10 protein-coding genes are annotated in these 15,508 nt (G+C 53.1%); 7 read left to right on the top strand and 3 right to left on the bottom strand.

Annotated elements, in window-relative coordinates; genetic code table 11:
- Positions 1-20: 20 nt before the first annotated feature.
- The 4 genes from BLP45_RS12290 (at position 21) to BLP45_RS12275 (ending at position 6,153) form a co-directional block, all read left to right on the top strand.
- Positions 21-1,919, top strand: coding sequence for a CoA transferase (locus tag BLP45_RS12290; protein ID WP_090372808.1), 1,899 nt, complete (start codon positions 21-23; stop codon positions 1,917-1,919).
- The gene (locus tag BLP45_RS12285; protein ID WP_090372778.1) at positions 1,916-3,580 is read left to right on the top strand and encodes a class I adenylate-forming enzyme family protein; all 1,665 of its coding nucleotides are present in this window, start codon (positions 1,916-1,918) and stop codon (positions 3,578-3,580) included. The genes BLP45_RS12290 and BLP45_RS12285 overlap by 4 nt, the downstream gene beginning before the upstream one ends.
- Positions 3,568-4,782 carry an acyl-CoA dehydrogenase family protein gene (locus BLP45_RS12280; protein ID WP_256327817.1) on the top strand — a complete coding sequence of 405 codons (1,215 nt, stop codon included), beginning with the start codon at positions 3,568-3,570 and terminating at the stop codon, positions 4,780-4,782. The genes BLP45_RS12285 and BLP45_RS12280 overlap by 13 nt, the downstream gene beginning before the upstream one ends.
- Before the next feature lie 135 nt (positions 4,783-4,917).
- The gene (locus BLP45_RS12275; RefSeq protein WP_090372777.1) at positions 4,918-6,153 is read left to right on the top strand and encodes an MFS transporter; all 1,236 of its coding nucleotides are present in this window, start codon (positions 4,918-4,920) and stop codon (positions 6,151-6,153) included.
- Here the strand turns inward: BLP45_RS12275 and BLP45_RS12270 are convergent.
- Positions 6,106-6,924, bottom strand: a complete 819-nt coding sequence (locus BLP45_RS12270; RefSeq protein WP_090372806.1) for an alpha/beta fold hydrolase — start codon at positions 6,922-6,924, stop codon at positions 6,106-6,108. The two genes, BLP45_RS12275 and BLP45_RS12270, sit on opposite strands and share 48 nt — an antisense overlap.
- 147 nt (positions 6,925-7,071) lie before the next feature.
- Between BLP45_RS12270 and BLP45_RS12265 the strand changes: the two genes are divergently transcribed.
- The 3 genes from BLP45_RS12265 (at position 7,072) to BLP45_RS12255 (ending at position 11,011) form a co-directional block, all read left to right on the top strand.
- On the top strand, positions 7,072-8,523 hold the full coding sequence (locus BLP45_RS12265; protein ID WP_256327816.1) for an alginate export family protein: 1,452 nt from the start codon (positions 7,072-7,074) through the stop codon (positions 8,521-8,523).
- Between the two features lie 13 nt (positions 8,524-8,536).
- The gene (locus BLP45_RS12260) at positions 8,537-9,682 is read left to right on the top strand and encodes a glucuronyl hydrolase (protein WP_090372776.1); all 1,146 of its coding nucleotides are present in this window, start codon (positions 8,537-8,539) and stop codon (positions 9,680-9,682) included.
- 66 nt (positions 9,683-9,748) lie between these two features.
- Positions 9,749-11,011, top strand: coding sequence for an amidohydrolase family protein (locus tag BLP45_RS12255; protein ID WP_090372775.1), 1,263 nt, complete (start codon positions 9,749-9,751; stop codon positions 11,009-11,011).
- A 225-nt stretch (positions 11,012-11,236) separates the two neighbouring features.
- Here the strand turns inward: BLP45_RS12255 and BLP45_RS12250 are convergent, their stop codons facing one another.
- Positions 11,237-14,320, bottom strand: a complete 3,084-nt coding sequence (locus BLP45_RS12250) for an efflux RND transporter permease subunit (RefSeq protein ID WP_090372774.1) — start codon at positions 14,318-14,320, stop codon at positions 11,237-11,239.
- Positions 14,317-15,468 carry an efflux RND transporter periplasmic adaptor subunit gene (locus tag BLP45_RS12245; RefSeq protein ID WP_256327815.1) on the bottom strand — a complete coding sequence of 384 codons (1,152 nt, stop codon included), beginning with the start codon at positions 15,466-15,468 and terminating at the stop codon, positions 14,317-14,319. The genes BLP45_RS12250 and BLP45_RS12245 overlap by 4 nt, the downstream gene beginning before the upstream one ends.
- Positions 15,469-15,508: the final 40 nt, after the last annotated feature.

The following is a 15,508-nucleotide window of genomic DNA, read 5'->3' as shown; positions in this document are numbered from 1 at the left end:
CATCCCATATGAAAATGAGTATGAATCGTGCCTTAACCGGTTGCGTGATAACAGGGCCATTTGAACATCATGCTCCTGAGCTTGCTATAGCATCTTCCCTACTTTACCAATCTGCCGCACTGGGCATCAAAATCGAGCCGAGCGAGAGCTCTTCCGAAAATGCAGCGCTTTCTTTTGAATTCAAGACTCCGCACACCACGCCAATCATATGCGATGTGGGTAAATGGAGCGATGCTTCCAGGCAAGCCCTTGCGACTGAAAATATAATGCAGGCGGCTTGTGGACTCATGTCGGTGCATGGGCGAGCAAGCGGCAAATATCGGCCATTAGGGTTGAACTACGTCTCGACCTTGACCGCCGCATTGGCGCTTCTGGGTGGAGTAGCCGCTTCGATTGGTCAACTGCGGGGTCTTTCCGTCGGGCACAGCAGCGTTTCGATGGCATCCGCAGCCCTATTAAGCTTAGGACAGTATATAGCGGGAGCAACAGCCTCAGAGTCTCCCGAAGCACTATTTCCGGGCACTATCTCACATGGGCACCATCCTCCCTTTGTTTCGCTGGATGGTGTCTTCTTTGAACTCGAAACACTCAATGCCGGTCCCTGGCAGAAGTTCTGGACCGAGATCGGTGTGAGTTCAACAGCGGCTGGAAAAGCGTGGCCCGCTTTTCTGCTGAGATACGCCACAGCCATATCCCCTCTGCCTAGCGAATTGTCCCGTGCGATATCAAATCTCACTTACTACTGTATTTCACAAATATGTTCCCGCACTGGCATGTCCATTTGTCCGCTTCGTTCTGTCGATGACAGGGCCAAGGATGACGACTGTCAACATGTGTGGCACCAGGGGCCATGGGAGTTCGTTTTCGAGACAAGTCCCGGCGGCAGGGCATCGAGCAGAGCGTCGACGCGTGTTACCGGTGACTTGCCGTTAAGCGGATTTACCATCATCGAATCCTGCCGGCGGATTCAAGGTCCTCTTGCAGGGCACCTGCTCGCTCTCTTGGGTGCAACGGTTATCAGGGTAGAGCCGCCAGGCGGAGACCCGCTGCGAGGTATGCCGCCGATGGCCGAGGGTTGCTCGGCACGATTCGATGCGCTTAACCACCTTAAAACGATTCGTGAAGTAGATATCAAGTCTCCAGCCGGACAAGCGGAAATCAAGGAGCTGGTACGCCATGCCGACGTTTTTCTGCATAACTGGGCACCCGGTAAAGCGGTGCTGTTAAATCTCGACGACGAGGATCTGACTTCAATTAATCGCTCCCTGATTTATGCCTATGCTGCTGGTTGGGCAACAGACAGGGCAGCACATTGCCCTTTGAGCTCAATGCCAGGCACGGATTTCATGACGCAAGCCTACTCCGGTATCGCTAAAAAGGTCGCCGAAACCTCTGGTACTCACGGCGGTTCCTTATTTACGGTGCTTGACGTACTCGGTGGCGTTGTTGCGGCACAAGGAATCACGATTGCGCTGCTCAATCGATGCCTGAACAACGTCGGTGCGAAGGTCACTTCATCTCTGATGGGTGCGGCAACACTTTTATGTGCAGATGATTTTCATGACGTATATAACCTACCGGCCACCACTCGCAAAACCTCAAAAAGTATTATTGATAAGATTTATGACACTAAGCAGGGAAAAATAGCCGTTGAATGTTGCGATACAGCGACATTAATACGATTAGCCGAGGTTCTTGAAATTGCGATTGGCACTGAAACGGCTGATTCTGAGGACAACCTGGAGGTTTTATTCCTGTCGAGAACCGCTACTGCATGGGCTGAAGTTCTTGAAGAAGCACGCGTTCCTTGCGCTGTGGTTATCGAAAACCTCGCTGACCTGCAGAACATAGCATATCTAAAGGCGAGCCTGAGCCCTGGCTCCTATACAAGCGTCAATTCTCCCTGGAGTTTCAGATGAATCATTCCGGAATCATAGATATGGTTCCTGCTGAAGTTCGCCACGAGTGGGCTCAGAATGGAACCTATCCAAATAAATCCGTATACGAGCTGTTCTGTGAGCATGTATGGCAACGTCCTGACAGCCCGGCGGTTATATCTCTTGATCGAACCATCACTTACATTGAGCTGTTGGACAAAGTTCGCCGCCTGGCTGCCAGCTTTCAGGCGCTGGGGGTTGTTTCAGGAGATGTTGTTGCATACCAGCTTCCCAACAGTTGGCATAGCTGCGCAATCGATCTCGCCACTGCAGCACTGGGCGCGATCGTGGCGCCTTTCCCACCGGGACGTGGCCGCCTTGACACGCAGTCTTTACTCACAAGGTGTGATGCGCGGGTGATTATTGTCGAGCGGGAATATGCTGGAATTGACCTGTGTGAACTTATTGAATCGTTACGGCCTGCTTTGCTATCACTCCGTATTCTTATTGTCGATGGAAAAGCCCTGGATTGCTGGCACACCCTGGATGACCTGTTTCAGGCCGAGCCAATTGAGCTTGATAAGCTCCCAACAGTTTGCCCCAATTCACCCGTTCGTTTCCTCATCTCTTCCGGAACAGAGTCCGAGCCAAAATGGGTGGCTTATTCTCACAACGCGCTAGCTGGCGGACGAGGGCGTTTTTTGCAACGAATACATCCTGAGGGAAGTACCTTTAAAGGGCTTTACCTGATGCCGCTTGGCACCGCATTCGGTTCAACCGCGACGTTTGGTGTTTTATCCTGGCTTGGTGGCGCGATTATCACCTTGCGGCAATTCGATGTCGCGGCTGCCATTCAAACTATCGCGGAGCTAAAACCGACCCATATCTTTGGGGTTCCCACCATGTTTCAACGCATCATCGTGGACCCTGCATTATCCAGGATCGATACTTCCAGCCTGATCGCCATTATCAGCGGTGGAGCGAAAATCGATGAAGCCACCATCCGCCGGTGTACTGAGGCATTTGGATGTGGTTTTATCAGCTTATACGGCTCGGCGGATGGCGTTAACTGCCACACGATGCTTGACGATAATTTGGAAACCGTTTTTTTAAAAGCGGGACGACCGAATCCAGATGTTTGTTCCATCCGGATAGTCGATGACCAGAAGCGCGAGGTGCCGCAAGGCTGCGTCGGTGAAATTACGGCCAGAGGTCCAATAAGCCCGATGCAATATGTCAATGCCTCCGACCTCGATGCTCTATACCGAGACGATAATGGCTGGGTTTATACCGGAGATCTTGGCCTTATTGATAATGACGGATATCTGGTGCTGTCCGGACGCAAGAAAGACATCATCATTCGGGGTGGTGTCAATATCAGTCCTGCTCAAATCGAAAACATTGCCGTTGCCCATCCGGCTGTCGTCAGCGCTGCCTGTGTACCAGTGGCCGATCCGGATCTGGGACATCGAGTTTGCCTCTGTCTGGTATTGCGAGATGGAGTCGAACGTCCCTCGCTATCCCAGTTTACCAGCTATTTGCATGAACAGGGTTTAGAGACCAACAAGCTGCCGGAATACTTACGCTATTACCGGCAACTTCCACTTAGCCCAGCAGGAAAAGTTGATAAAAAGCAGTTAACTGCGGAGATTGAGTTTACCCAGCAGGCAACTAAACCAGGGCTGGTCCAATGGGCGCATTAATGCTGGGAATACATGGAGAATCAGCGCATACAGAGCTAGCCAGATCGCTCGCGCGCGAGGTGAGAAAGTTTGTTGATGAAATGGTCATCCCAAGCGAACCACAAATGGCTCAAGACGGAGATTCATCATTTCGGCTTCAATCAAAACTGGCCGAAGAGGCTCGGCGTGCCGGACTATGGGGCCTATTTTATCCGCTCTCCCATGGTGGAAAGGTAGCTTCTCTCGAAGACTACCTGATTGTTGCGGAGCAGGAGGGGCGCACGGAATTCTCTCAGACAATTTTTGGCAGCCACTCCGCGCTTGATGCGCATATGTTCCTCAAATTTGGCACCGATGAAATTCATAAAAACTTTCTGGAACCCATGGTAGCCGGGACAGCCACCCCAAGTTACGGTATGACAGAACCGGGGCATGGCGGATCATTTCCTGGCTTGATAACAGCGTCCGCCCACCTGTCAAACGGAAGTTGGGCTATCAATGGCAGAAAATGGTTCGTCGGCAACACGGACCGGGCGACTTTTGTCACTGTCCTGGTGCGTACCGCCGGAGAAGACACTGCTCTTGGCAAGGCGCTTTCCATGATTATCGTCCCCACCGATTCGCCTGGGTTCAAGGTTGAACGTCAGATCACCATGATGGGCCGCTTCCTTGGTCAGGGCGAAATATCTTTTAGGGGTGTAAAGGTCCCCAACCATAATCTCTTGGGCACGAGCGGCAGCGGCATTGATTTAATGCGCCAGCGGCTTGGCATTGGCCGACTGCTTCGTTCGATGAATTGGGTGGGGCTGGCGCAACGATGTTTCGATCTAATGGGCGCCCGAATTAATTCTGAACGTGGCCGGTCTGCTCGATTGCCGGAAAAGCAACTAGTGCGGCAACACGTCGTCAACGCATATCAGGCTATTGCGAGCGCGCGTGAATTAATTCGGGTAGCGGCGAGAGGGGTTGATGCCCAGCGTTCAAGCGATGTCGAGATCAATGTCGCCAAGGTAGCCGCATCACAAGCTTTATGCGTTGCCTCGGACTCGGCAATACAGCTATATGGCGCCGAAGGCATCAGTGATCTTACCCCGCTTTCCGGCATCTATAGAATAGCGCGCACATCACGCATCCTTGATGGTTCGGATGAGTCGCTTATCAGCTCAGTCGGCCGCCGGCTCATCAACTTCTTTAAGGAAGAGGACGCATATCACTTTGGCTGATCCAGTGTTTGCAAACCTCCCGCATCTTTTTGGTGACTTACTGTCCGGTCGCGGCACGCTGATTGGCGTGCTCCTGCCCTTAGTTGCGTGTGCCGCGCTATTTGCGCTGCCGGATTGTCGGCGGGGGACGCGGAGATGGTAACAATCACCAACCGGCACACGACCAGTGTGAATATATGGTTCGGAGTTGTCCTGGTATTTGCGATGGCTTTGCCCATGCTGGTTTTATACGCCATTGGCACGCTTGGGCCACTCCTTACCCGTGACTTGCACTTCAAGCCCGCATTACTGGGTTACCTGGTAATGAGTTCATTTGGCCTGGCGGCTGTTTTATCCCTCTGGGCGGGCGCTTTCGTAGACCGCATTGGCTCACGTTATACGCTGATGCTGCTTTTCTCTGCTATCGCACTTGCATTCACGCTGATTGCAACGGTTGAAAATTTTTATGGTTTGGTCGTGGCGGCCGCCATTTGCGGAATCGCCCAGGCACTCGCAAATCCAGTCACAAATTTACTCATCGCGCAACAGGTTCCGCCGGAGAAAAAGGCAAGGATTGTCGGCCTCAAGCAGTCCGGCGTTCAGCTCGCAGCGCTATTCGCTGGACTGATACTTCCCGCTATCGCATTTCAGCATGACTGGCGTGTTGCGTTTGGCATGGTTGTCCCAGTGGCAGCCTTATTCGCAATAATGACACTTTTCGTCACGCCGAAGAAACACAGCAGGACAGGTAAGGCCTTCACCTTTTCACCGCCGAACTCGCTGTTGCTGCGGCTGATGGGCGTGCAATTCTGCGTTGGCATATCACTCTCCGCTTTCGTCACGTTCCTGCCGACCTTCGCTAACCAGCAAGGCATGCCACTATCTATGGCCGGTACCTTGATTGCCGTCTTCGGTGTAATGGGAATGCTTTCCAGAATAATGCTGACGCCCATGGGAGCAAAACTTAAAGACGAATCGCTGCTTCTGCTTGTATTGATTGCAATTGCAGCGTGTGCGATGGCGATAACGATGCAAGCAAGTCCGGAAAGCCACTGGAGGCTATGGGTGGGTGCCGTGGGTATGGGACTTACGGCGGTGGGCACTAATGCAATAGCGATGAGTATGTTGATAAGAGACCCGGCTTTTGGTCAGGTGACTACGGCATCCGGCTTTGTTTCAGTAGCTTTCTTCGGCGGCTTCGCGCTGGGTCCACCGCTCTATGGTGCCATGTCAAATTATTCCGGTGGCTTGCTGCTTGGCTGGAGCACGTTGGTTGGTGTGCTTTTATGTGCTGGTGTCATGTCATGGGCGCTGGCGTCCGCTCGCCGGCGCTTGGCGCAGTCGCTAAAGACGGTCCGTGCCGCCCAACGCGTCACTGCCGTGGATATTTAAGAACTTTACAACTTCATGGACGAACAAGTCAGGCGCAGTTCTCATCGCGCTGTGTTGCTGCCCTTGAAGCATCGCAAGCTGACTGTCGGGCAGGGACCGATGAAGCGTCTCGGCAACAAGGTGGCGGCGCGGTGGACTCTCGCCGCCAAGCAGAATCAATGTGGGAACTTGAAAGGCGCGAAACCGCCGGAAATCGAAAATGTACTGGTTGATACTGCACAATTCGCGATGAATCGTGTGAGCTGCAGCTATCCGCCCTGGCCAGCTCGATCCAGTTTGCATGGCAGCAATCTCATGGGGTGGCGTTTTGACAATATCACGGAAAAAGAGCAGCAAAGCCTCTTCCCGGTTACTTGCACCTAACAGGGATTGCATGTTCTCTTCGAGCTCCACAGACCAGCCACTGCCAGCCAGCGAGATGGACGGTTCATAGAGGATGAGACTGCCGATGTTTGGAGTCAGGAGTGCGGCTTCCAGGGCACACAGGCCTCCAAAGGAGTGTCCGAGAAGATGCACGGTACTCCCGATAGCATCAATGACAGTAGCGACATCTTCGCATTCGCGTTCGAGTGTATAGCTGTCGGTATCGCCGCTGTGACCACGTCCCCGTCGATCAATGGTCCATACGCTGAACTGACGTTCAAGGGCGGGCAATACCGATGCCCATGCAAAATGATCCCCAGAGGTCCCATGCACGAGTAACAGAGGCTCCCCTACGCCGCTATTCCAGCAAGCGATGGGTGCGCCATCTTTAGAGGAGATTGATTCCATGATTTTTCGGATTCCGAGTTCTCTGGTTTCTGTATATTCCAAACCAGAAGCGAGAATGGGCGAGCGGAAGAATTTTAGCTCGTGCATGTAAATAAACAAGCCAATCCATGCGGCATGCGATTGAACCATTTAATTCTGTGGATGATTATGGGATCCATATTGCAAATCAGCGGCACCCTGGGAGCTGAAGAACTCAAGCCGTTGGGTCAGATCAACCAATACATGCGCATCACTGGTGAGCTGTACGGCAGCTATGAGACATGGAACTATTTCCGGCCTAGCCCGGCAATAAACGATAGTAACGCTTACGATTTGTGGGCGCTACGCGCCAGGTTCGGTGCTCTGCTCACCACTTCTTATGTCGATGCCTATGCGCAAGCGCAATATGTTGGTTTATACGGCCTTCCCGATGATGCAGTTGCATCTCCCGCCGGTCCTTTAGGATTGGGGGGAGCTTATTTCTTGGCGAATCAGTCCACGAATGCCAGTAACGTTTTTTTGAAACAGGCTTACCTTAACCTCAAATTCAACTCGGTGGGAGCGCCAGGTGCATTCCTGAAAATCGGCCGTTTCGAATTTATGGATGGTATGGAATACGGAACTGGCATTGACAAGTTCGATGGTCTCAAAAGGACGCGTGTCGCGCAACGCCTCGTGGCATCGAACGTTGTCCATGTAGGGCGAAGCTTCGATGGCTTTAACGCTGTTTATGATCAACCAGCTTTCAATATAACGGCGACCGGCATGCATCCAACCCAGGGTGGATTTACTGTCCAGGGGCAAGATGAAATCGGCGATATCAACCTGTTTTACGCAGCGCTAACCAGCAAGAAGGATGCATTGTTGCCAGGGACGGAAGGTCGACTCTTCTACCTGAATTACGATGACAAGCGCAATACACAGGTGGTAGATAACCGGCCGATCAACGATCGACCTCAGCTTAATAGCCAGGACCTGAATATACAGACAATAGGCGCCCATCTGCTGACCCTTCATCAATGGGATTCGGGCAGCATCGATGCTTTATTGTGGGGAGCGTATCAGTTTGGAAATTGGACCAACCAGGACCATCAAGCCTGGGCCATAGCCGCCGAGGCCGGTTATCAATGGACCCAGCTTCCCGTTAAACCATGGCTGCGTGCAATCTACTTTCTGAGCTCGGGGGATGACAACGCAAAAGACGGTATGCATAACACTTTCTTTTCAATGCTCCCCAGCGGGCGCGCTTATGCCAAATTGCCGTTCTACAATCTGATGAATTTGCAAGATGCGTTTCTACAGATGACGGTATCACCCACTCCGGCGACCAAGGTGACGATTGACCTGCATCATTTGTCGCTCACCAACTCAGGCGATCTGTTCTATGGAGGGTTGGGACCGACGGCGAGCTCGGGAGCATTCGGTTATTCGGGACGACCTTCGGATGGCAAGGGTGATGTGGGTCAATTGGTGGACATAAGCTTCACACATACTCTCACCAAGAAATTGTCCTGGAGATTCTATTACGGGCATGCATTCGGCGGCAGTGTCATCGAAAACGTTTATCAGGGCAAGAAAGATGCCGATATGGTCTATGTGGATTTCAACCTGATTTTCTGAGGAGACACTGTTTATGCATATATTGGAAAGGAAGTCTGATAACACCAATGAACAGCTATTAAGCCGTGAAGAAATGATGCACGCACTGGAGCTAATGATTCATCGCATGGAGGTCGTCGATTCCAACTGCGCGAGTGCCTTCCCTCTCTATTCGCCAGGATCTTCTGATCAGTGGGTTGTCTCTTCAGGTGGCTCCTGGGTTGGGGGATTCTGGAGCGGGTGGTGGTGGCTGCGATCACGAATTACCGGATCAACATCGGATCAACGCAAAGCATCAGAAATCTGTCAACGCTTGTCCCGGAAAACCGGCGGTGATTCCATTAACCGGAGCCTCATTTTTTGGTACGGGGCATCCTTGGGAGATCTCTGGTTTGGCGATGCAAATGCACGGAAGCTTGTAAAGGAATCTATTGTCGCGATTGCAGCTTCCTACGATCCTGAAATGAATTGCATTCCCCTTGGTACAGCGATGGGCGGTGGAAAAGACGGGAGCGAATTCATTACGATAGATACCCTTGCTTCCCTGATCCAACTTCTGAACTGCAGTGAGCATAGCGTTTATCACAATATCTCGCGTTGTCATGCAGATACCCTGTTAGCCGCATGCGGTAGTGATAATGGCGCGTTTCACACCGGGGCACATTTTAGCCAGGGGCGTTTTCGACCCACGGATCAGGCAGGTATATGGTCTCGCGGCCAAGCCTGGGCCATGTTGGGATTGAGCCGGGCGGCAGTACAATGGGGAGAACCTTATCTAACCTATGCTCATTCCGCTTGTGAATATTGGAGACGCTCACGTCCGGAACCTCTGCCGCCAAATCGACTGAGCCATCCATCGGGGCTTTGTGATCCTTCTTCCTCCGTCATCGCATCTCTTGCAATGCTCTCCCTGGTTGATCGTATGTCTGGAGGTAATCAATGGCGCGCCTATGCCCATCGGCAGATTACCACGATTGTCCTCAGTCAATACTTCACCGGGTTTCAGGAAAATAGCAGCCATCAAAAAAACAAGAATGGAACCGATTCGGGAATATTTTGGGGCTGCTGTTATAAAACCAGTCAGGGGAAGGATGAATTGGTCGAGTCGGCATGGGGCAGTTTTTTTCTCATGGCCGCACTCTGTATTCTCGTTGATGCCATCGAACCACACCACTGTTAATGCTATTTATTATGTCATGACGAATGACGAATAAATTCTGAAACGTTTGTCAATTAAGGATATGAAATGATGAAACGCATGCTCTTCGGATTCGCCCAAGTTATTTCCTGTTTATGTTTGATCCTGACGGTCTTTGCTTCACCTCTGGCTATCGCCCAGGAAACAGAGCACGCAGCTATTCTTCTGCATGCCGCGCGGGTTTTCGACGGCAATAACATCCGAACAAATACTTCGATACTGGTGAGAAACGGGAAAATAGCGCAAATCGGCTCCCGTGAATCATTCCAATCCAGCAAGGCGAAAGTCATCGATCTGGGTGACGCAACCATACTTCCCGGCTTTATCGAATTGCATGCCCATCTCTCGTTTCAAAATATTCCAGCTGATACCGTTCTGAAGCATGGTATTACGACGGTTCGGGATGTAGGTGGACCGATACACAAACCATATGGTGGAGACGGAAGTTTGCGTGTACTTACCTCCGGACCGATTATTACTGCCCCAAATGGTTATCCCATCTCAATCCTGGGGGATACCAGTGTCGCAACGGCTGTATCCACAGAAAAAGAAGCACGGGAAACTGTCCGCAATCTCATTAAGGGAGGTGCGGTTGTGATCAAGGTTGCACTGGAGCCGGGTGGCGAAGCAGGTGCACCCTGGTCATCCGGACATGGCCACGATTCCGGCCATGGGCATGATGATCAACCGGGTGCGGAACATGCGAATGCCCATCACAAGCCAGCCCATCATGTGTCGAAGCAGGCATGGCCATTACTGCCGGAAAATATTGTAAAAGCGATTGTGGATGAGGCCCATAGAAATAATCGTAAGGTAACAGCGCATATTGCCGAAGCAAAAGGTGCACAGATTGCCATCAATGCAGGCGTAGACGAGTGGGCTCATGTGCCCTGTGACATTATTCCTGAATCGTTATTAAAAAAGGCGGTCGCACAGAATGTAAAAATAGTCACTACCATGGATACCCTATCCAGATGTTCAGGTGTTGCTCACAATGCTCGAACCTGGACGGCGCAGGGGGGTGAATTCTTATATGGGGCTGAGATTGCGCATCCAGATATTCCCCAGGGCATTGATGCTCAGGAGCTCATGTACATGAGGCAATTGGCAAAAATGGAACTGATCGATGTCTTGCGTGCAGCGACGTCAAAAGCAGGTCAGCATCTGGATTTGCCGCTGCTGGGCACCTTACAACGCGACGCGCCTGCCGATATTATTGCCGTGAAAGGCGACCCCACGCATAACCTGAAAACTTTAGAATACCCCGATCTTGTTATTTCAGGAGGCAAGATTGTCGTAAACAATTTTTAACCCAGATAATCCATTAGGACGCGAGATGATGGCGAGGCAGGTTGCGAGACAGTTTTGTCGATTGGGAGAAGTTCATAGCCTGGTCTATGGACGCCGAGCAAGCGGCAAAAATGGGCGCAAAACTAGCCGCCAGCAGTCGCGTAGGCTCGGAGAGCCGCCTAATGCATTATCTGGGTTTAAACCACCTGCCAGTTTCACCATGACATACACAGGCCATATAATGATTCAATCAGATTCTGGATCCATTTCGAGCTTAAGCGGGCCCTTGCCGGAAAAGCGATCCAGGTAAAGATAGATCACTGGCGTAATAAAAAGCGTGATTACTTGCGAGAACAACAGTCCCCCGACGACCGCGAGGCCCAGCGGCTGACGCAACTCGGCGCCCGCGCCCAATCCGAGAGCGATGGGAAGCGCACCCATCAGGGCTGCCAGTGTTGTCATCATGATCGGCCGAAAACGCAGGAGACACGCAGTGCGGATAGCTTCATACGGTGCCAGCGCCTCGCTGCGTTGTGCGTCGAGCGCAAAATCGATCATCATGATAGCGTTCTTCTTGACGATACCGATCAGCATCAAGATACCGATCATGGCGATGATTGATAACTCCATATTGAACAACCACAGCATCGCCAATGCACCGACCGCCGCCGAGGGAAGTCCGGACAGGATTGTGAGAGGATGGATATAGCTCTCGTATAACACGCCAAGCAGCACGTAGATTACCAGCAACGCGGCGACAATCAATACCACCTGGCTCGCTTGAGAAGACTGGAACGCGGCGGCGTCGCCGGCATAGCTGGTTAAAATGCTGCCAGGCAGATTCAGCTCGTGCTTGAACTGATCGATACGGGCGGAGGCTTCGCCCAGTGCGGCACCGGGTGCAAGGTTGAACGAGATCGTCGTTGCCTCAAGCTGCCCGGCATGATTGATGGCGATAGGCCCCACTTCACGCTCCACTGACGCAACGCTCGATAGCGGAACCAGTGTGCCATTCTTGGAGCGAAGATGTATTTTTCCGAAGGCGCTTTCGTCGATCCGATGCTCGTCTCCTACTTGCATGATAACTTGGTAGCTGTTGCTTGATGTATAAATCGTTGACACCTGGCGCTCGCCGAAAGCGCTGAAAAGCGCCGAGCGAATGTCCGCCATTTGTATACCCAGCAGATTAGCCTTGTCGCGGTTGATATTGAGCCGCACCTGCAGGCCCTTCAATTGCGCATCGCTGGTTACATCGCGAAAAATGGCCTCCTCTTCGCGCATGCGCGATATAAGGCTTTCGGCTGCCGCGCGCAGGTCTCCGGCGCTTACACTGCGCATGACATACTGATAGCGGCTCTTGCTGGTACGACCGCCAAGCCTGAGGTTCTGAATGGGATTGATAAAAACATTAATGCCTGGGATGGCGCGCACGTCACGGCGCAAATCTTCGACTACCGTGTCGATAGGTGGACGTTCATCGCGCGGTTTAAGAGTCATGAACAAACGGGCACTATGGCTTTCGCTCGCATAAATAATAAGCGTGTCGACTGCTGGATGACTGCGAATCACATCGCCTGTACGCTGCAATAGTGTCGTCATGGCAGGGAAAGAGATGTCCTCGACAGCTTCCACCGTGATCAGTGCCTGGCCGATATCCTCGCTGGGAAAAAAGCCTTTGGGCAAAACCACGAACAGCACGCCCGTGGCGATGAAGGTGCCAATCGCAATACCGAGCACTGTGCGGCGATGGCGCAGCGCCCAATCGAGTAAACGTTCATATGATGTTAACAGCCCCGAGAATCCGTGCTCGAACCAGGCGGTCCATTTCAGGCTGCGCTTTTCGGTCTCATGCGGTGTCAGATAACGGCTGGCCATCACCGGTACCAGCGTGAGCGACACGACGGCTGACATCAGAACGGCAATCCCCACTACGGCCGCAAACTCGTGAAACAACAGTCCGATTACGCCGGGCATAAAAAATATTGGAATAAACACGGCAACCAGCGACACCGAAATTGAAATAATAGTAAAACTCACTTCCCTCGATCCCTGCAGGGCCGCCTGCAATGGCGGCATGCCTCTCTCTATATGGCGCGCAATGTTCTCGAGCACCACAATGGCGTCATCCACCACCAATCCGACCGCGAGAGTAATCGCCAGCAACGAAATGTTGTCCAGGCTGTAATCAAGGACGCGCATCAGGGCAACGGTTCCCAACAGCGAGATCGGCAATGATAGCGCCGGGATCAGCGTAGCCGAGGCCTTGCGCAGGAACAGGAAAATCACCAGCACAACGAGCACAATGGTTATCGTCAGCGTAATCTGCACATCGTGGATGGCATCGCGGATCGAGATTGAGCGGTCGCTGGTCAGCTTCAGTTGAACAGACGAAGGCATCTGGGCGACCAAACCCGGCATTGCTCTCTTGATGCCATCGACCGTGGCAACAGTATTCGCGCCGGGCTGGCGCTGCACTGAAAGGGTTATCGCCCGTTCGCCATTAATCCAGCTTGCGGTTTTGACAGATTCCACGCTGTCCTCAACTTGCGCCACCTCGGATAACCGCACCGCGCTGCCACTGGGAGCCGTCGCCACGATTAGATCGGCGAATGCCTTGGCATTATTGAGCTGGCGATTGGCCTCGATGGTCAGTGTTTGGCGGGGGCCTTCGAGCGTGCCGACCGGAGTGTTAGCGTTGGCAGTACGCAACGCGGTGGCGATATCGTCAAGAGTCAGGTTACGCACAGCAAGCGCTTCGGGGTTCGCGTGTATACGTACTGCATATTTTTTCTGCCCGTTGATTTGTACTTGCGCCACACCGGGAAGCGTCGATAGCGTTGGCGCAATGAGGTCTTCGGCAAAGCTGTTCAAATCCGACAGCGACATTGACGGCGATGTCAGCGCAAGAAAAATGATAGGGGCATCAGCCGGATTGAGCTTGCGGTATGACGGCGGCGAAGTCATTTCGATCGGAAGCGATCGCTCCGCGCGCAGCAATGCCGCCTGCACATCAATGGACGCGCTGTCGATGTCCCGATCCTGATCGAATTCCAGCGTAATTACGGTATTGCCCAGCGTGCTTTTTGAACTGATAACCGAGAGACCGGAGATCGTGGAAAATTGCCTTTCGAGCGGGGTGGCGACCGAGGAAGCCATGATCTCCGGACTCGCACCGGGGAGCGCCGCGCTGACGGTGATGGTGGGTGAGTCGTAGCTCGGCAGCGCGGCGATCGGCAAGCCGTCATAAGCAATGATGCCGGCGATTACGGCAGAGGCCGATAGCAGTACCGTCATCACCGGACGGCGGATACACAGCTCGGAGAGATTCATGCCGCACTCTTATCGGAGGCGTTTCGATCCGCTGATTCTCCCACCTCACCGCCCCTGGGCTTGGCCTCTGTCACCCTGCTGCCCGGCCTGAGATTCTGCGCGCCTTCCACAACAATGCGCATACCCGGCGCCGCGCCCTCTCCCTCTATTACTGCAATTCCCTCCTGGATCAAACGTACGTCCACAGGCAGAGGGCTTGCTTTGCCATCTTCCCCGATTACGTAAACAAATGTTCTTTCCGGGCCGTGCTGCACCGCTTGCACCGGCACGGTGAGCGCGTCCGCCAATGTGCGTGGCGCAAGGGTCACGTTGACAAACATGCCCGGCCAAAGACGCCTATCTGCATTGGGAAATTCCGCTTTGAGGGCAATTGTGCCGCTCGCGGTATCGACCACATTATCGACAAATATCAGTCGCCCCTTCCGCGTTTGCTTTCCCGCTGCGTCCAGCACTACATTGACAGGCACCTCGCCTTTGGCAAGCGCTTGCTGCAAAGGCCCAAACTCGCGTTCCGGCAAGGTAAAGCTGACATTGATCGGATCGATCTGCGTGATGGTAACCAGGATATCGTTCGGCTGCACCAGACTGCCTTGATACACGGGAATAGCGCCCGTGCGTCCGGCAATGGGCGCTGTGATCTCGCTGAAACCGCGAGCGACGCGATTTGCTTGCACTGTTGCCTGATCAATCAGAAGCTGGGCGCGCAATCCCTCCACCTGATTCTCCGCCACCTCGAGCGCAGCCTGTGAAATAAAATTCTGGCGAAAAAGCTCGCGTTGGCGTTCGAGGTTACGCTCGGCATTCCTGAGATCAGCTCTGGACTTGGCGAGTTGCCCTTCAGTTCTGCTGAGATTGGCGTCCTCGGTCCGCGCATCGAGCGTAAACAATCTCTCGCCCTTCTGCACGTATTGCCCTTCTTTGATATCCACTGACCTGATCACCGCGCTAAGCTGCGGCCGCACCGCGACCATCTGCTGCGCAGACACCTGGCCGTTGGCCGTGAGCCTGACCGATACATCGTTTCGGGCAACCTTGGCGGTTACTACCGGTACTGTCTCCGCGCTCTTGCTTCTGGTATCTGTCGCGCCACTTTGGCTGCGCCACGCCCAGGCAACGGCAACCAATGCAATGAGCACAATGCCAACCATTGTGATCCTCAGGCGGCGTTTGGAACGCCCCGGAGGGCTC

The organism is Nitrosospira sp. Nl5, from assembly GCF_900102495.1.
Classification (GTDB): Bacteria; Pseudomonadota; Gammaproteobacteria; order Burkholderiales; family Nitrosomonadaceae; genus Nitrosospira.
This window is presented reverse-complemented; position numbering and strand designations above follow the sequence as displayed.

What these genes read in the sequence shown, in the direction of transcription:
- BLP45_RS12245 (WP_256327815.1), bottom strand. Translation starts at nt 15,468, where the DNA reads ATGGTTGGCATTGTGCTCATTGCATTGGTTGCCGTTGCCTGGGCGTGG.
- BLP45_RS12265 (WP_256327816.1), top strand. Translation starts at nt 7,072, where the DNA reads ATGGGATCCATATTGCAAATCAGCGGCACCCTGGGAGCTGAAGAACTC.
- BLP45_RS12280 (WP_256327817.1), top strand. Translation starts at nt 3,568, where the DNA reads ATGGGCGCATTAATGCTGGGAATACATGGAGAATCAGCGCATACAGAG.
- BLP45_RS12260 (WP_090372776.1), top strand. Translation starts at nt 8,537, where the DNA reads ATGCATATATTGGAAAGGAAGTCTGATAACACCAATGAACAGCTATTA.
- BLP45_RS12285 (WP_090372778.1), top strand. Translation starts at nt 1,916, where the DNA reads ATGAATCATTCCGGAATCATAGATATGGTTCCTGCTGAAGTTCGCCAC.
- BLP45_RS12290 (WP_090372808.1), top strand. Translation starts at nt 21, where the DNA reads ATGAATCGTGCCTTAACCGGTTGCGTGATAACAGGGCCATTTGAACAT.
- BLP45_RS12255 (WP_090372775.1), top strand. Translation starts at nt 9,749, where the DNA reads ATGATGAAACGCATGCTCTTCGGATTCGCCCAAGTTATTTCCTGTTTA.
- BLP45_RS12270 (WP_090372806.1), bottom strand. Translation starts at nt 6,924, where the DNA reads ATGGAATCAATCTCCTCTAAAGATGGCGCACCCATCGCTTGCTGGAAT.
- BLP45_RS12250 (WP_090372774.1), bottom strand. Translation starts at nt 14,320, where the DNA reads ATGAATCTCTCCGAGCTGTGTATCCGCCGTCCGGTGATGACGGTACTG.
- BLP45_RS12275 (WP_090372777.1), top strand. Translation starts at nt 4,918, where the DNA reads ATGGTAACAATCACCAACCGGCACACGACCAGTGTGAATATATGGTTC.